The organism is Martinezella paranaensis (assembly GCF_014200235.1).
GTDB classification, from domain to species: Bacteria; Pseudomonadota; Alphaproteobacteria; order Rhizobiales; family Rhizobiaceae; genus Rhizobium; species Rhizobium paranaense.
Genome location: NZ_JACHBI010000007.1, coordinates 141284 through 157166, shown reverse-complemented (window position 1 = coordinate 157166; position 15883 = coordinate 141284). Strand labels below are relative to the sequence as shown.

Sequence of the window (15883 nt, the reverse complement as noted above, 5' to 3'; positions counted from 1 at the left end):
ATGAAAATGAAAAGGCCGCCGGATCGCTCCGGCGGCCTTTCCTGTTTATCATTAGTCGGCTCAGAATTCTTCCCATTCACTCTGCGCCAGCGCATTCGCGCCCTGGGTCTGCGGCTGCACTTTGCGAGCCGGAGCAGCAGAAGGGGCGGCGCGGCGGGCAGGGCTAGGCGCGCGCATCTGCTGGGCGGTAGCCCGCAGTGCGGTAGCATTATCCTGACCACTGCGTGACGTGCGGAAGCGGGCGACCAGCGATTTCAACGTTTGAGCCTCGTCGTTCAGCGTCACGCTGGCGGCGGTGGTTTCTTCCACCATTGCGGCATTCTGCTGCGTCACCTGATCCATCTGGTTCATGGCCGAGTTGATTTCCTTCAGCCCGATCGCCTGTTCGCTGGCGGAAGCCGAGATCTGGCGGATGAGGCCGTTGATCTCCATCACCTGCTCGGCGATCTTGTGCAGCGCACTGCCCGTGCGGCCGACGAGATCGACGCCTTCCTTGACCTGGCCGGCCGAGGTGTTGATCAGGGTCTTGATCTCTTTGGCGGCATTGGCCGACCGTTGCGCCAGTTCACGCACTTCCTGCGCCACGACGGCAAAGCCCTTGCCGGCTTCTCCGGCGCGGGCCGCTTCGACACCGGCATTCAGAGCGAGAAGGTTGGTCTGGAAAGCGATCTCGTCGATCACGCCGATGATGCGTGAAACTTCCTGCGAGGACTGCTCGATGCCATGCATGGAAGCGATCGCCTTCTGCACGATCTCGCCGGAGCGTCCGGCATCATCGGATGCCGCGTTGACGCTGCTGGCAGCCGTGCGGGCATTTTCGGCGCTGGAATTGACCTGAGCCGTGAGCTCGTTGAGCGCAGCGGCGGTTTCTTCCAGGCTTGCCGCCTGCTGCTCGGTACGGCGGGCAAGGTCCGAGGCGCTGTTGCTGATCTCGCCCGTGCCGCCGCCGATATTGCCGACGCTGAGGTTCACGGTATGCACCGTCTCTTCCAGGCTGGCGAGCGCGGCATTGAAGTCCTGTTTCAACTGAGCGTACTCGCCGGGGAATTCCTCCGCGATGCGGTGGCTGAGATTGCCCTTGGAGAGTTCGGCCAGGCTCTGGCCGAGAATGGTGACGACGCGCCTCTGCAGCGCCACGGTTTCGCCCCGCTCCGCTTCTGAACGGTAACGTTCGCCTTCGGCGGCACGACGCTGGTCGTTGGCTTCAGCCTCCAGCCGCTTGGTATCGGCAAGGGCGAAGCGGAAGCCTTCGAGCGCCTTGGCGACCGAGCCGATCTCGTCGGCGCGGTCCTGCCCCTCCACGGGTTCGGCATAGTTGCCGGCACTGAGGCTATTGACGGTGGCGACCAATCCGCCAAGTGGCTTCTGCACGAAGGTGCGTACGGCGGCGTAAAGCGCCAGCATGACGGCAGCGAGCACGAGGATGCCGCCGATGATCATCATATAGGTTTGCTCGCGCACCGGTCCGGCAATCGCACTGTGAGGCACGTCAATGAGCACGACCCAGGTGGCATTGAGGCCGGGCACTGCGAAGGGATAGACCACGCGGTCGAAGCCTTCCGTGTCGCCATCGGCAAGGTTCTTCACGAGACCCGCCTTCGATGAGGTCAATGCCGCCTTGATGGCGTCGGCGCCCTCGCCGCTATAGTCCTTCATCAGCAGGTCCTTGTTCGGCGCCACCAGCCACTTATTGTCTTGGGACACCAGGAGGACGCGGCCGGAGCCGAAGGGATGCAGGTTCTGCAGCTTGATGGAGAGCGAAGCGAGCGAGATGTCGACGCCGGAGACGCCGATCACCTTGCCGCCGGACATGACGGGATAGGCGATCGAGCTCATGGTTGTCGGAACTTCGGTGCCTTCGGCCAGGTATGGCGGCGTGATCGCGCCCTTGCCGCTATCGGCGGCGAGCTTCCACCAGGCGGCGGTGTAGTCGTTGTCGAAGGTGGAGAACTGGATGCCGCCATCCTTGGTCTTCGACCAATAGGGTGTGAACACGCCCTTGTCGTTGACGCCTTCGTCCTTGTTGTTGGCAAGTTCAGTCGTCTTGCCGTCGAACGTGCCAAGTTTTTCGCAGAACCAGCTACCGAAGGCGAAGGCGTTCTGCTCGACATTGGCCTTGAGGATATTGATGATGCCCTTGCGATCGAACGTATGGCCCTCGTGGCCGCGCCCGATAATGGCCGCCATGGAACGGGCGGCGCTGGCAAGCTCGCCGACATTGGCGGCAATTTCATTGGAGATGGATTTGGCCTCGCTATTGGCCTGATCCATGGTCAGCATTTGCACGCGATCGCGGTTCTGCGAAATCAGCAGGAAGTTTGAGACGAACAGAACCAGCGCAATCGCTACCCCAGTGACCAAGATGAGCTTGGCCGCAAGCGATTTCATACGAAAGATGGACATCATTTCCTCGAGAGAACGATGCGTCGGATGCACATTATCCGGATGCAAGGTCAGCACAGGATGACCCCATCATGGGGCCCGCCGTGAAAGCGCCTGCCGCTGCGAGACAGCCATGCGCGGCAGGCGTGAGGAGAATGATCGTGAAGCGCAAAAATTTAATTAAATTTTGCGGCTAGGAATGGCAGGTCTTAAAGATGCGCAGCGACATTGCTCGCAATTGGGATGGCCGGCTGCGCGCCTGGCTTCAGGCAAGCCAGCGAACCGGCAACGGCCGCACGGCGCAGCGCCGCGTGAAAATCGAGACCTTGGTCGAGGCTGGCGGCCAGGTAACCGCAGAAGGTGTCGCCGGCGCCGACGGTATCGACCGGTTCGATGACGAGGCCCTTGGCGCGCGACAATTCACCATTGCGGATGGCGATGACTCCGTCGGGGCCCAGCGTGACGATCAGCGTCTGCCCTGTTTCGGCGTGCAGGCGGGCAAGCGCCGCCTCGCGGTCGCTGGCCGACATATTTTCCTGGCCCGCCAGTCGCTCGAATTCCGTCTCGTTGGCGATGACGATGTCGGCAAGGCGCCCGAGCCGCGCGGCATCGGGAATGAGGGGGGCGAGATTGAGAACGGTGCGGACGCCCTTGGCCTTTGCCGCAGCGAGTGCCGCCTCGACGGCTGCGACGGGGATTTCGAACTGCAGCATGAGCGTATCGCCCGGGCTTAGCGCATTGACGGCTTTGGTCGCATGCTCGGCCGTCATCGTGCCGTTGGCGCCGGGCACGACCGCGATCATGTTTTCGCCGTCGCCGCCGACTAGGATCAGCGCGGTGCCGGTCGGCTCGGAAACGTGGCTGACGGTAGAGAGATCGGCGCCGGCGGCGTCGAGCAGGGCAAGTGCCGGCGCGGCGAAACCATCATTGCCGACAGCGCCGGTCAAACGCACCGTCGAGCCGGCGCGCCGCGCTGCCAATGCCTGATTGGCGCCCTTACCGCCGGCGGCGGTGGAAAAACCGTTACCGGCCACCGTCTCGCCCGGCTTAGGCAGACGGTCGGTAGTGGCGATGAGGTCCATATTGATGGAACCGAAAATGGTAATCATGAGATGTCCCGCCCTGCTAGAGCAATTCCAGGAAAAGTGCGCAGCGGTTTTCCGTCCGGAATTGCAAAAAACAAAAAAGATAGAGCGGCTCTCAGATTCCGTGAAAAGCTGAACCGCTCTTGTTGATCTCGCGTGATCCCATCCAAAACCGTTTCATACGTTTGGGGATCATGCATTGATTTGGCGCGACACTGCCCGAAGCGATCAGTCCTCGTCAACCACCCTGAGCTTGAGTTGGCCGGTGCGGTTGTCGATTGGTTTCGGCCGGTCCTCGGTGGGCGCCTTCGCCGGCTCGCCAGCGGCCTCGAATTCCAGCGCTTCTATCCTCTCGCCGCGGCGTGCCAGCTTGTCGGCGGAGGTGACGATCATGTCGACGTCTTTCTGCGCCATGGCGAAATGCCCCTGCAGCTTGCGCACCCGCTCGTCGAGGCGGGAGAGATCGTTCATGAGCTGGGCCACTTCGCCCTGGATCACATGCGCCTGCTCGCGCATGCGCTGGTCCTTCAATACTGCCTGGATGACCTGGATCGACAGCATCAGCAGGGACGGCGAGACGATGACGATGCGCGAGCGCTGCGCCTTCTGCACGATCGCTTCGAAATTCTCGTGGATTTCGGCAAAGATTGATTCGGAGGGAACGAAGAGGAAGGCCGTATCCTGCGTCTCCCCCTGAATGAGATATTTCTCCGCGATATCGCGAATATGCACTTCGAGGTCCCGGCGGAATTGCTGCGCGGCAAGCCTGCCCTGGTCGGGATTTGCCGCCGCGGCGTTGCGGATGGCGTTCCAGGCTTCCAGCGGAAATTTGGCGTCGATGACCAGCGGCGGCGAGCCGTTCGGCATGCGCACGGTGCAGTCCGGCCGCGATCCGTTGGAAAGCGTTGGCTGGAAGGCATAGGCGCCCATCGGCAATCCGTCCGCGATGATCGTCTCCATGCGGGCCTGGCCGAAGGCGCCCCGCGTCTGCTTGTTGGAGAGGATTGCCTGCAGGCCGACGACATCCTTTGCCAGGGACTGAATATTGCTCTGGGCGGCGTCGATAACGGCAAGCCGCTCCTGCAGGCGGCGCAGGTTCTCATGTGTCGAGCGCGTCTGTTCGCCGATCGTCGCCGTCACCCGCTGCGACATGCCGTCGAGCCGTTGATTGATGGCATGGTTGAACTCCGCCTGCCGCGAACCGAAGACCTCGGCCATGGTGGCAAGCCGTCCCTGCATTTCCGCCTGTGCCCGGAGCAGCGCCGCCATGTTGTGCTCGGCATCCTCGGCCCGCAGCATATCCTCCTCCGACTGTCGCCCTCTGTTGTTGATGACAAGAACGATGACGGCGATCAGCAGCAGGATGACGAGGCCGGTCAGAACCGGCACTGCGGGGATCTCTTGGCCGAAGAGGATAAAGGACATGATATCGGATACTCGTGGAACTCGTGCCGGCACCATAACAAAACCGCAGGGAATATCCAGATCAAAACGTGAACAAAATTTTAGGGAGCTATAGTCGACCTGAAGTCGCAAGCGTTGAAAAAACACCCGTCAACAGCCATCTAAATAATTCCATCGCACAGCAAGATGCGTTATGGGAAACTTCATGACGATCAAGCCACTCATCATTTTGCCCGATCCGTTGCTCCGCCAGGCCTCTAAGCCCATCGAGCGCGTCGATACCGAAGTTCAACGCCTTGCCGACGATATGCTGGCAACCATGTATGATGCTCCAGGCATCGGCCTCGCTGCCATCCAGATCGGCGTTGCCCGCCGGATGTTGGTGATCGACGTGTCGCGCGAAGGCGAGGACAAGCAGCCGCTGGTCTTCATCAATCCCGAAATCGTCAGCTCTTCCGACGAGCGTTCGGTTTATGAGGAAGGCTGTCTCTCCATTCCGGATTACTACGCCGAAGTCGAGCGTCCGGCCCGCGTCACCGTCAAGCATCTCGACCGCGACGGCAAGGAACAAGTCGTGGAGGCCGACGGCCTGCTCGCTACCTGCCTGCAGCACGAGATCGACCATCTGAACGGCGTCCTGTTCATCGACTACATCTCGCGCCTAAAGCGCGACATGGTGATCAAGAAGTTCACCAAGGCTGCGAAGTCGAAGGCTCTTTGAGCAGCGGCTGTTGAAAGACAGGCTTGAAGCGCCTATGATATCATTGATATCAAATGGAGGCGCGGATGGGCGATCTTTTACTGCGTGGCCTGGACGACGCGTTGAAGAAGCAGTTGCAAGCGAATGCCAGCCTGCATGGCCGAAGCCTCTCCGAGGAGGCGATCGCTCTGCTGCGCCAGTCGCTTGGCCGTCAGCAGGATTTGAACAGTTCAGTAGGTCAGCGATTGCGAGCGGTTCTTGGTGCAGAGAAGCTGAGCGAGGAAGAAATCGAGGTAATCAATGCCTTTCGGCACGCGCCGGATCGCGAACCGCCGCGTTTCGAATAGTTTGTGCCGGGATAATCCCAGATGATTGTTCTGGACACAAATGTCGTATCCGAGCTGCAAGGGCGACTGTACAGCGATCGCATATTGTCTTGGCTTGATGGTTTTGCCGTCGAATCGGTTTTCTTAACCGCCATCACCATCGGAGAGATTCGCTTCGGGCTGGAGCTCCTTGCTGATGGAAAGCGCAAGGCGGCGTTGATCGCGGAGCTGGAAGCGATAGAAGCAGAGTTTTCCGGCCGTGTTCTGGGCTTTTCAAGCAATGCGGCCCATCAATATGGAATAATTTCTGCTCGACGCCACAAGATAGGTCGAAGAATGGAAACCAAGGACGCCATGATCGCCGCCATCTGCCTGGCCAATGGCGCGACATTGGCAACGCGGAACACAAAAGACTTCGAGGGGCTTGATCTGAAGCTCGTAAACCCATTTGAAGGCGGCTGATGCATGATCCCAAAAAGTGCGAAGCGGTTTTTGGACAGGATCAGGCCAAACTAGATATCTCTTAGCCGGACGGATCGCATGTCGCTCAGCATCATCTTTATGGGAACGCCCGAATTTTCCGTGCCGACATTGCGGTCGCTGGTCGATGCGGGGCATAGGATTCGCGCTGTTTATACGCAGCCGCCACGGCCGGGTGGCCGGCGAGGGCTCGACCTGCAGAAATCGCCGGTGCATCAGGCGGCGGAGTTGCTGGGCCTGCCGGTGTTCACGCCAGTCAATTTCAAGGACCCGGAAGAGCGTCAGCGTTTTCGCGAGTTCGATGCTCAGGTCGCCGTTGTTGTCGCCTATGGCTTGCTGCTGCCAGAGGAGATCCTCACGGGCACCCGGTTCGGCTGCTATAATGGCCATGCCTCGCTGTTGCCGCGTTGGCGGGGTGCCGCGCCCATTCAGCGGGCGATCATGGCCGGTGACAAGAAGACAGGCATGATGGTGATGAAGATGGACAAGGGCCTCGATACCGGCCCGGTTGCACTCACGCGAGAAGTCGAGATCGGCGATACGATGACGGCGGGCGAGTTGCATGACAAGCTGATGCTGGTCGGCGCCAAGGCGATCGTCGAGGCGATGAGCAAGCTTGAGCATGATGAGTTGCCGTTGACCGGACAGTCCGCCGAGGGCGTCGTCTACGCCGCCAAGATCGACAAGGGCGAGACCCGCATCGATTTCAGTAAGCCGGCTACGGATGTTCACAATCACATTCGCGGCCTCTCGCCCTTTCCCGGTGCCTGGTTCGAGGCTGAAATTGCCGGTCGGGCGGAGCGCATCAAGGTTCTTGGCTCCGAACTTGCTGATGGCAAAGGCGTGGCCGGCGAGGTGCTGAGCAGTGATCTCGTGATTGCCTGCGGTACCGGTGCCATCAGGCTGACGAAGCTGCAGAAGGCCGGCGGCAAGCCGTTGACGGCGGACGATTTCCTGCGCGGCACGCCGATTGCGCCGGGCACGATGTTGGCGGCGGGATTAGCCTGATGCCGCGCTACCGCATGACCGTCGAATATGACGGCATCCCCTATGTCGGTTGGCAGCGCCAGGACAATGGCCCATCCGTACAGGGCGCGATTGAAGGCGCCATTCTGTCTCTAACGGGCGAGAAGGTTTCGATCCGCGGCGCGGGACGCACCGATTCCGGCGTCCACGCCATGGGTCAGGTCATGCATGCCGACCTCTCCAAGGAATGGAAGACCTATACGCTCCGCAATGCGCTCAATGCGCATCTGAGGCTTGCCAAAGAGCGAGTCGCCATTCTCGATATCGCCGAGGTCGATGCGCATTTCGACGCACGCTTTTCGGCCATCCGCCGCCACTATCTTTATCGCATCATCACCCGCCGCGCGCCCTTGGCATTGGAAGCCGGACGTGCCTGGTGGGTGCCGAAGGATATGGATCATGAGGTCATGCACGCGGCGGCGCAGACGCTCGTCGGCCGGCACGATTTCACCACCTTCCGTTCGGTGCATTGCCAGGCCAATAGCCCGGTGCGCACGCTCGACCGGCTGGATGTGACCCGCAATGGCGAGCTCATCGAAATCCGCGCGACGGCGCAGAGTTTCCTGCACAATCAAATCCGTTCCTTCGCCGGCACGCTGAAGCTTGCAGGTGAGGGAAAGTGGACTGTGGACGACGTGCGCGCTGCGCTGGACGCGCGAGACCGCAAGGCATGCGGCCCCGTTGCTCCACCGGATGGGCTCTATTTCATGCAGGTGGATTATCGCGACGGCGTTGGACCTGTTGACGCCGATGATGAACAGGACGATTCCTAGCCTCGTTGGACGGCTCGGGATGCCTGTCAGCGACGACACGATCCTTCGACAACATTTCTGCGTCGATTCCACCCTCTCCTCAGCCCCGAGAGCGGCAACCTGCCCATCGGGCGGCGGCCGCCTCCGTCAATCGACACACTCAGTGTCTGAGCTGCGCCACCGAAATTGAACACAAGCGCGCCATTGCCACGAATTGCGTCCACACCAAATGTGGCCGCACATCGCGGTCTGGTCAAACGCCATGCCAATATGGGAGGGACTCGACTTGAGTAGCAGACTGTGGGGGGAGCAGGTTATCGCGGCACTGAGATCCTCAGGTGCAACAGAGCGTCACCTGTTCATGTCCTCAACCACCCAGCGGAAAAATAAAATAATCAAAGCTGCAAACAATAGTAATTGCATCATTTTTGGCAGATCAAGCATATCATAGCTCTCTAATTTATCGCTGCATCATGCAGACGAGCTACAATAAACTGGAATGCGTTAATGACCATCTACTGTAGAAATACATTAGGATTGCGGTTAACATATGGTTTATATTTCGCACATTCATCATAATTGAAAATGTCGCGATATAACACATCAATATTTTACCGCGACGAGACGTAAATGGCGTCCTTCGCCCAGCGCATCCAGCCGTCTGTCTCGGTTCGCCGGTTCAGAAGACCTTACGAAAAAAGATGCGCGCCCGCCCTTTCGGATAGTCTTCCAAAGTCCCGAACCGCTCATAACCGTTCTTTTCGTAAAAGCCCGGAGCTTGGAAGCTGAACGTGTCCAGCCAGATGCCGACGCAGGTCTTTTGTCGCGCGATCTGTTCTGCCTGCGCGAGAAGCTTCGTTCCGAAATCTTCGCCACGGAGGTTCTCGGGAACGAAAAGCAACTCTACGAAAAGCCAGTCGTAGTAGAGTTTAGCCCACAGGCCACCTACGGCGCTGCCTGCTTCGTTTTTGAGCATAATTGCGATCTGCTCATATCCGTCATCGCCGGTTTGGGCATTGTTGAAGGCGAGCAACGGATTGACTATCGCCTGGTGATCTTCCTCCGACGGATTGTCGAGAATTGCGATGGTAGCCTTTGGCATGCTTCATAATTCCCTTTGGAAAAGACTCTCGCCCAAATACTACAATCGCTTCTGCTATCTGCGGAAGCTAAATTCCGATAGGAAATCTTCTTCTGAACCGCAAGGCACATGACGGAGCACTTTGTCAGAGGTGCCTAATCGCTCAACCCGGCGGATAGACGCCAAGGAAGCGCTGCAGGAAATCCGTCAGCAGCATGGTCGGGATCAGCAGTATCAGCGTCAGCGCGCCGACGAAAAGCGGATGCGTGCCGCAGATCATCCGGAGAATACGCGCCAGTGAGAAGATGATCGCCATCATCAATGCCAGCCATAGGATGGCCGCCAGGCCGCTGGAGCCGGGCACGAAGGCGAGCAGCGCAATCAGCAGGGAATTCAGATAGGATGTCGGCAAGCCGAGCCAGTTGACCACTACGACGATGGCCTCGAATTTGTCGCCGAAACGAAAGATCATCAGCAATACGCCGGCGAGTATCAACGGCGCCAGCCAGCTTGCTGCCTCGACCAGCGTCAGGCGAAAGAAGAAGGCCATGCCGGTCGAGGTTTCCGGCGGCATGGCGGTGAGATAGGCCTGTTGCCACCAGAGCCACGAAATGCCGATGGCCGGCAGGCTCCAGAGGATCGCCCAGAACGACCGCAACATGCCGCGATCTGATATATCGAGATATTGGAAGCCGCGCGCGTCCATGCGGATCAGCAGCCACAGGCCTGCCAGATAGTATTGGACTTCCCTAAAGGTCGGCATTCGCAAACCAGCGTTGAAGGAAGGTCTCGTAGATCTCGGTCAGGGTTTCGAGATCCGATAGCGCCACCCGCTCATCGACCATGTGCATGGTCTGGCCGACAAGACCGAACTCCACGACAGGGCAATAATCCTTGATGTAGCGGGCATCCGAGGTACCGCCGGTGGTCGAAAGCGCCGGCCTTAGACCGGTGATGTTTTCGACGGCGGAAGAAAGCGAGGCGATCAGCGCATTGTTGCGCGTCAGGAAGACTTGGCTCGGACGCTCCGACCAGGTGATGTCGTATTTCGTCGGCGAACGTCCGGGCCGAAGCGTCTCATCTACGGCCGCAGCGTCCAGGCGGGCAAGGATTTCGGCCTTCAGCGTGTCGGCCGTCCAGGTGTCGTTGAAGCGGATGTTGAAGGCGGCCTTCGCCTTGGCGGGGATGACATTGGTGGCGGCATTGCCGACGTCGATCGTCGTCACTTCGAGGTTCGACGGCTGGAAATTATCCGTGCCGGCGTCGAAAGGCGGGTGGAGCAGTGCTTCCGTCAGCTTGATGATGCTGCGCACGGGGTTGTCGGCGAGGTGCGGATAGGCGGCATGGCCCTGGACGCCGTGGACGGTGATGAAGCCGGAGATCGAGCCGCGACGGCCAATCTTGATCATATCGCCGAGCTGGTCGGGATTGGTCGGCTCGCCGACGAGCGACGCATCCCATGTCTCGCCGCGCTCGGCCGCCCATTGCAGCAGCTTGATCGTGCCGTTGATGGACGGGCCTTCCTCGTCGCCGGTGATCAGGAAGGAGACCGAGCCGGCAGGCTTGCCATGCTTCTCGATATGACGCGCCACAGCGGCCACGAAGCAGGCAATGCCGCCCTTCATATCGACAGCACCGCGGCCGAAAAGCTCGCCATCGGCGATTTCGGCGGCAAAGGGCGGATGGCTCCAGGAAGCGGCATCGCCGACCGGCACGACATCCGTGTGCCCGGCAAACATCAGATGCGGACCATCGGTGCCGAGGCGGGCATAAAGGTTTTCGATATCGGGCGTTCCCGGCTCGCTCGCCGTCATGCGTTCGACCTGGAAGCCGAGTGGCAGCAGCATATCGGTCAGAGCGGTCAGCGCACCACCTTCGGCAGGCGTGACGGAGGCACAGCGAATGAGAGTTTGCAGGTTTGTGACGGGATCGGTAACGGTCATTGGAGGCAACTTATCCGGCGAGAAATGGCAAAGCGATGGCAAAGGATCGGCGATAGGCCGAAAATCTTTGCCGCGATTCCAGCAATCGCACAGGCATGCTCACCCGACAAGCATGAGGGAAGCGCGATATGACAACCGCGCTTCCAAAAAAATTGTAAATCAGTCGCGCAGCAACTCGTTGATGCCGGTCTTCGAGCGGGTCTTTTCATCGACGCGCTTGACGATCACGGCGCAGTAGAGGCTGGGAGCCGGCTGGCCGTTCGCCATGGTGTTGCCGCTCGGCAGCGAACCGGCAACGACGACCGAGTAGGGCGGTACTTCGCCATAGGTGATCTCGCCGGTAGCGCGATCGACGATCTTCGTGGACTTGCCGATGAAGACGCCCATGCCGAGCACCGAGCCTTCGCGAACGATGCAGCCTTCGACGACTTCCGAGCGCGCGCCGATGAAGCAATTGTCTTCGATGATCGTCGGGCCGGCCTGCATCGGCTCCAGCACGCCGCCGATGCCGACGCCGCCCGAAAGATGCACATGCTTGCCGATCTGTGCGCAGGAGCCGACGGTCGCCCAGGTGTCGACCATGGTGCCTTCGCCGACATAGGCGCCGAGATTGACGAAGGAGGGCATCAGGATGGCGTTCGGGGCGATGTAGGCCGAGCGGCGGACGACGGCGTTCGGCACGGCGCGGAAGCCAGCTTCACGGAAGCGGTTCTCGCCCCAGCCTTCGAACTTCGAGGGCACCTTGTCCCACCAGGTCGAGCCGCCCGAACCGCCTTCGACGATCTGCATATCGTTCAGGCGGAAGGACAGCAGCACGGCTTTCTTGAGCCACTGGTTGACCGTCCAATTGCCGTCCGAACCACGCTCAGCCACGCGGACTTTGCCGCTGTCGAGAAGATTCAGCGCCGTCTCGACGGCGTCGCGAACTTCGCCGCGCGTCGACGTGTTCACATTGTCGCGATTGTCGAAGGCAGCCTCGATGGACTTCTCGAGGGAGGCGAGATCGTTAGCGCTCATGGGAATTCCTTAAAACGTCAGTGCCTATCGTAATTTCCGGAAATGGTCCGGAAGCGGTCGATTGGTCCTATAGCATGGACATTGAGAATGGAATGTCTTTTCCGCGCCGATTGAGCTTGGATTCGAGGCGTTGTAGGGCATATGCAAGAGCTTGGCCATTCCTCTCCGCGGGTGAGTGGCCCGTCATGATCGATTTGAAAGGCATGAGTATATGAGCAAGGCGAAGAACGGCAGGCTGAGGCGCAAGGATGGGGTATGGGACCCTTTGAAGTCGAGCTCGACCGACAAGAAACGCGCCGAATCCGTACCGAAGACGCCGCAATCCATGTCGCCGTCCTACCGGCTCGCCTATGCCGACGAGGATTTCCTCTGCCGCGAGGAACTGCGGCCGATCCGGCTGCAGCTCGAACTTTTGAAGACCGAGATGTCTCTCACCGAACGCGGCATCAAATCGACGGTGGTCATGTTCGGCGGCGCGCGTATTCCCGCGCCCGGCACTAGCGCCTGGGCGGCCCGCAACGAGGTGCAGCGGGCCAATCTCGAAGCGGCATCGGTTTATTACGAGGAAGCCCGTAAATTCGCGAGGCTTTGCGCGCGCTATTCCGCCGGTTTCGATTTCCATGAATATGTGGTGGTCACCGGCGGCGGCCCCGGCGTCATGGAGGCCGGCAATCGCGGTGCTTCGGAAGAGGGGGCGCCCTCCATCGGCCTCAACATCGTGCTGCCGCACGAACAGGCGCCGAACGTCTACGTGACGCCGGAACTCAGCTTCAATTTCCATTATTTCGCGATCCGCAAGATGCATTTCATGGTGCGCGCCAAGGCGATTGCGGTGTTTCCGGGTGGTTTTGGCACGCTGGACGAGCTGTTCGAATGCTTGACCCTCATACAGACCGGCCGCATGGAACGCCTGCCGCTGATCCTTTTCGGCGAAAAATTCTGGCGTGATATCATCAACTTCGATGCGCTCGCCGAATTCGGCACCATCGCGCCCGACGACGTCAAGCTGATCAGCTTCGTCGACACCGCCGATGACGCCTGGAAGATCGTCGCGGATTTCTACGAGCACGACAACGGACATTAAAATTGAAAGGCCCGCCGTCGCATCTGCGAGGCGGGCCTCTTTGTCCTAAGAAATTATACCCAATCGAATAGTCAGAGCAGCGGACGGTTCGGCATGTCGTCCAGCGAGATCACGCCGTCATGGTTGCGGTCCATGCGGTCGAAGAGCTTGTTGCCGGCGTCTTCGGCCTCCTGCTTGCTGATCTGACCGTTTTCATCCGTATCGATACGCTGGAACAACAGGGTGGTGCGCATCATAGCGGCTTCGTGCATGAAGTGGCCGCGCGGGTGGTGACCGTGATGTTTGCCGCCATCCTGATTGTCGCCGTTTTGGGCTTGATCGCCTTGGGTCTGATCGCCCTTGCCCTGGTCACCCTTGCCTTGATCAGCTTGAGCTTGAGCTTGATCGTCGCCGTCCTTGGCGTGCTCGGCCTTCCACTGCTTGACGCGTTCCTGGCGATAGGCGCGCAGTTCACCGGGGGTGATCTCGCCGTCCTTGTTCGTGTCGATCTCATCGAAGATCTTGTCGACACCGGCCTTGAGCTCGTCCTTGGAAATCTTCATGTCGCCATTGGTGTCGAATTGCTTCAGCATGCGCACATAGGCGACTTCCGGTGAAAAGCCCGGGTGATGCCAGCGACCGCCGTGGCCGCGCATGTCGTCATTGCCCTGCGGAGCGGCAAAACTTGCCTGGACGGCGGCGCCGACCAGAAGCGTTGCGGAAAGTCCTGCCAGAAGAATTTTTTTCCCGTTCATCGTTTTTCCTTTCGTGCTGAAGAATGGTCAAACGATACGGCTGAGGGCAAAAAACGGCCAATTAAACATCGGTAAGGCGGATGAAACTTTCGTAACCCGATCCTAAAAAACCGTTAAACGAGTGTTTTGAGAAAAGCGGTGAGATCGTCGGTCACATAGTCGATATGATCGTCCTCGCCGCTCGTCTTCTCCCACCATTCGACCACGGTGCCCTCAAGATTCTGCGGTACGAGCAGCACTGTCTTCATGCCGAGCGCTTTCGGCACGGTAAGATTGCGCGGCAGGTCCTCGAACATCGCGGCCCGCGTGGTATCCACCCGGTTGAGGCTCATGAACTTGTCATAGGTGCTGCCGGCCGGTTTCGGCACGTAATCGGCGGCGACGATGTCGAAAATATCATCGAAGTTGTCGAGGATGCCGAGCGCGCCGGCGGTCGCCTGCGCATGCTTGACGCTGCCATTGGTGAAGATGAATTTGCGCCCCGGCAGCGCCTTGATGGCGGCGGCGAGTTCCGGCTGGGGCATCAGAGCCGAGTAATCGATCGCATGCGCCTTCTCCAGGAAATCATTGGGGTCGATGCGATGATGGATCATCAGCCCCTGCAACGTCGTGCCGTGGTCGCGATAATATTGCTTCTGCAGCTTTCGCGCCTCGTCCCGTTCCATTTGCAGGAGCGCCGAAACATATGACGTCATGTTCTTGTCGATCTGCGCGAAGAGATCGACATGATGAGGATAGAGCGTGTTGTCGAGATCGAATACCCAGTCGCGGATATCCGAGAAATCGGCGGGTTCAGGCAGCGTTCTCGTTTGGGTCATGGCGGCCTTATGGCACGCACTATTGCTTGAGGAAAAGGAAAATATGCGGCGTATATGAGAAATGCTGCAGACATTGCCGGCTATTCCAATGCAGGCTATGGTTTTACCGATTGATTTCTAAGGTTTTGCACTATTTGCCGGAGGGGAGAGGAGTTTGTGCCTCTTCGGTTACGAAGGACACGATGCGCCCGGTGGGGCTTTTGAGGAGGGGACAAGATGAGTCAGGTAGAAAAGGCAGCGGAGTTTGCCCGGCTGCATCGGAAGGGCGATCCGCTGATCCTCTTCAATATCTGGGATGCCGGCTCGGCCAAGGTGGTCACCGAAGCAGGAGCCAAGGCGCTGGCCACCGGGAGCTGGTCGGTCGCTGCCGCCAATGGGTTCGGCGATGGCGAGGCGATACCGCTATCGTTGCTGGCGGTCATCGCCCGCCTGATTTCAGTGACGAGCCCCCTGCCGCTCTCCGTCGATTTCGAAGGCGGCTATGCCATAGAGCCGGACGCTGTCGCCGCCAATGTCGAAAAGATTATGGATCATGGCGCAGTCGGCATCAATTTCGAGGATCAGGTGGTCGGCGGCCGCGGCGTTCATCCGATAGAGATGCAGGTGGCCCGTATCCGCGCCATCCGGGAGATGGCCGATCGGCGGGAAATGCCGCTATTCATCAATGCCCGCACCGATCTTTTCCTACAGGAAAGCGATACCGCCCATCATCAGATTCTGCTGGATGAAGCCTACCGGCGCGCCGATGCTTTTGCGGAGGCCGGCGCCAGCGGCTTTTTCACGCCGGGGCTTGTGGACGCCGATCTGATCGAAGCCGTCTGTGATCGCTCTCCTCTGCCGGTCAACATCATGGTGCGTCCGACAACACCCGACAACATTGCGATGGGCAGGCTCGGCGTCAGCCGCATCAGCTACGGCCCCGCTCCCTACCGGACAGTGATGGGAATGCTGAAGAGCGAGGCCGAGGCGCTCTATCAGCAGACTTGATCGTCATGCCCCGACGCGGTTGACCGTTTTCGGTTGAACGCGCAATTGCCGACAAAGCGAGAAC

General features: G+C 59.6%; 16 protein-coding genes. 7 read left to right on the top strand and 9 right to left on the bottom strand.

Going from position 1 to position 15883, the window contains the following annotated elements; translation table 11 throughout:
* Positions 1-60 precede the first annotated feature (60 nt).
* From GGD50_RS18395 to GGD50_RS18385, 3 genes are all read right to left on the bottom strand, one after another.
* Complete coding sequence (locus tag GGD50_RS18395) at positions 61-2403, bottom strand: methyl-accepting chemotaxis protein (protein ID WP_107107041.1); 2343 nt, start codon at positions 2401-2403, stop codon at positions 61-63.
* A 188-nt stretch (positions 2404-2591) separates the two neighbouring features.
* Positions 2592-3491 carry a ribokinase gene (locus tag GGD50_RS18390; protein ID WP_107106834.1) on the bottom strand — a complete coding sequence of 300 codons (900 nt, stop codon included), beginning with the start codon at positions 3489-3491 and terminating at the stop codon, positions 2592-2594.
* Between the two features lie 204 nt (positions 3492-3695).
* Positions 3696-4892, bottom strand: coding sequence for a DNA recombination protein RmuC (locus GGD50_RS18385; protein WP_107106835.1), 1197 nt, complete (start codon positions 4890-4892; stop codon positions 3696-3698).
* 184 nt (positions 4893-5076) lie between these two features.
* Between GGD50_RS18385 and def the strand changes: the two genes are divergently transcribed.
* The 5 genes from def to truA all read left to right on the top strand — a co-directional run bounded on the left by def (position 5077) and on the right by truA (position 8176).
* On the top strand, positions 5077-5592 hold the full coding sequence (gene def / locus GGD50_RS18380) for a peptide deformylase (protein ID WP_107106836.1): 516 nt from the start codon (positions 5077-5079) through the stop codon (positions 5590-5592).
* A gap of 65 nt (positions 5593-5657) precedes the next feature.
* Positions 5658-5918, top strand: a complete 261-nt coding sequence (locus GGD50_RS18375; RefSeq protein ID WP_107106837.1) for a FitA-like ribbon-helix-helix domain-containing protein — start codon at positions 5658-5660, stop codon at positions 5916-5918.
* Between the two features lie 21 nt (positions 5919-5939).
* A complete protein-coding gene (locus GGD50_RS18370; protein ID WP_107106838.1) occupies positions 5940-6359 on the top strand; it encodes a type II toxin-antitoxin system VapC family toxin in 420 nt (139 codons plus the stop codon).
* A gap of 78 nt (positions 6360-6437) precedes the next feature.
* Positions 6438-7385: a methionyl-tRNA formyltransferase gene (fmt, locus tag GGD50_RS18365; protein WP_107106839.1), complete on the top strand. Its 948-nt coding sequence runs from the start codon at positions 6438-6440 to the stop codon at positions 7383-7385.
* Positions 7385-8176: a tRNA pseudouridine(38-40) synthase TruA gene (gene truA, locus GGD50_RS18360; protein ID WP_107106840.1), complete on the top strand. Its 792-nt coding sequence runs from the start codon at positions 7385-7387 to the stop codon at positions 8174-8176. The genes fmt and truA overlap by 1 nt, the downstream gene beginning before the upstream one ends.
* A gap of 658 nt (positions 8177-8834) precedes the next feature.
* Here truA and GGD50_RS18355 read toward each other — a convergent pair.
* The 4 genes from GGD50_RS18355 to dapD form a co-directional block, all read right to left on the bottom strand.
* Positions 8835-9257, bottom strand: coding sequence for a GNAT family N-acetyltransferase (locus tag GGD50_RS18355; protein ID WP_107106841.1), 423 nt, complete (start codon positions 9255-9257; stop codon positions 8835-8837).
* A 142-nt stretch (positions 9258-9399) separates the two neighbouring features.
* A complete protein-coding gene (locus tag GGD50_RS18350) occupies positions 9400-9999 on the bottom strand; it encodes a hypothetical protein (RefSeq protein WP_107106842.1) in 600 nt (199 codons plus the stop codon).
* Positions 9986-11179 (bottom strand): succinyl-diaminopimelate desuccinylase, encoded by a 1194-nt coding sequence (gene dapE / locus GGD50_RS18345; RefSeq protein WP_107106843.1) that lies wholly within the window; start codon positions 11177-11179, stop codon positions 9986-9988. The genes GGD50_RS18350 and dapE overlap by 14 nt, the downstream gene beginning before the upstream one ends.
* 159 nt (positions 11180-11338) lie before the next feature.
* A complete protein-coding gene (gene dapD / locus GGD50_RS18340) occupies positions 11339-12196 on the bottom strand; it encodes a 2,3,4,5-tetrahydropyridine-2,6-dicarboxylate N-succinyltransferase (RefSeq protein WP_107106844.1) in 858 nt (285 codons plus the stop codon).
* 211 nt (positions 12197-12407) lie between these two features.
* Here dapD and GGD50_RS18335 point away from each other — a divergent pair, with 211 nt between their 5' ends.
* On the top strand, positions 12408-13280 hold the full coding sequence (locus GGD50_RS18335; protein WP_107106845.1) for an LOG family protein: 873 nt from the start codon (positions 12408-12410) through the stop codon (positions 13278-13280).
* A gap of 71 nt (positions 13281-13351) precedes the next feature.
* On the opposite strand, the gene GGD50_RS18330 is transcribed toward GGD50_RS18335, so the two are convergent.
* Both GGD50_RS18330 and GGD50_RS18325 read right to left on the bottom strand, forming a co-directional pair.
* On the bottom strand, positions 13352-14014 hold the full coding sequence (locus GGD50_RS18330; RefSeq protein WP_107106846.1) for an EF-hand domain-containing protein: 663 nt from the start codon (positions 14012-14014) through the stop codon (positions 13352-13354).
* 113 nt (positions 14015-14127) lie between these two features.
* Complete coding sequence (locus tag GGD50_RS18325; RefSeq protein WP_107106847.1) at positions 14128-14832, bottom strand: pyrimidine 5'-nucleotidase; 705 nt, start codon at positions 14830-14832, stop codon at positions 14128-14130.
* A 216-nt stretch (positions 14833-15048) separates the two neighbouring features.
* Here GGD50_RS18325 and GGD50_RS18320 point away from each other — a divergent pair, with 216 nt between their 5' ends.
* Positions 15049-15819 (top strand): isocitrate lyase/PEP mutase family protein, encoded by a 771-nt coding sequence (locus GGD50_RS18320; RefSeq protein ID WP_107106848.1) that lies wholly within the window; start codon positions 15049-15051, stop codon positions 15817-15819.
* The last annotated feature ends 64 nt before the right edge of the window (positions 15820-15883 follow it).

Coding starts and splice junctions, on each gene's coding strand:
- GGD50_RS18395 (WP_107107041.1), bottom strand. CDS start 2,403: ATGTCCATCTTTCGTATGAAATCGCTTGCGGCCAAGCTCATCTTGGTC.
- GGD50_RS18390 (WP_107106834.1), bottom strand. CDS start 3,491: ATGATTACCATTTTCGGTTCCATCAATATGGACCTCATCGCCACTACC.
- GGD50_RS18385 (WP_107106835.1), bottom strand. CDS start 4,892: ATGTCCTTTATCCTCTTCGGCCAAGAGATCCCCGCAGTGCCGGTTCTG.
- def (WP_107106836.1), top strand. CDS start 5,077: ATGACGATCAAGCCACTCATCATTTTGCCCGATCCGTTGCTCCGCCAG.
- GGD50_RS18375 (WP_107106837.1), top strand. CDS start 5,658: ATGGGCGATCTTTTACTGCGTGGCCTGGACGACGCGTTGAAGAAGCAG.
- GGD50_RS18370 (WP_107106838.1), top strand. CDS start 5,940: ATGATTGTTCTGGACACAAATGTCGTATCCGAGCTGCAAGGGCGACTG.
- fmt (WP_107106839.1), top strand. CDS start 6,438: ATGTCGCTCAGCATCATCTTTATGGGAACGCCCGAATTTTCCGTGCCG.
- truA (WP_107106840.1), top strand. CDS start 7,385: ATGCCGCGCTACCGCATGACCGTCGAATATGACGGCATCCCCTATGTC.
- GGD50_RS18355 (WP_107106841.1), bottom strand. CDS start 9,257: ATGCCAAAGGCTACCATCGCAATTCTCGACAATCCGTCGGAGGAAGAT.
- GGD50_RS18350 (WP_107106842.1), bottom strand. CDS start 9,999: ATGCCGACCTTTAGGGAAGTCCAATACTATCTGGCAGGCCTGTGGCTG.
- dapE (WP_107106843.1), bottom strand. CDS start 11,179: ATGACCGTTACCGATCCCGTCACAAACCTGCAAACTCTCATTCGCTGT.
- dapD (WP_107106844.1), bottom strand. CDS start 12,196: ATGAGCGCTAACGATCTCGCCTCCCTCGAGAAGTCCATCGAGGCTGCC.
- GGD50_RS18335 (WP_107106845.1), top strand. CDS start 12,408: ATGAGCAAGGCGAAGAACGGCAGGCTGAGGCGCAAGGATGGGGTATGG.
- GGD50_RS18330 (WP_107106846.1), bottom strand. CDS start 14,014: ATGAACGGGAAAAAAATTCTTCTGGCAGGACTTTCCGCAACGCTTCTG.
- GGD50_RS18325 (WP_107106847.1), bottom strand. CDS start 14,832: ATGACCCAAACGAGAACGCTGCCTGAACCCGCCGATTTCTCGGATATC.
- GGD50_RS18320 (WP_107106848.1), top strand. CDS start 15,049: ATGAGTCAGGTAGAAAAGGCAGCGGAGTTTGCCCGGCTGCATCGGAAG.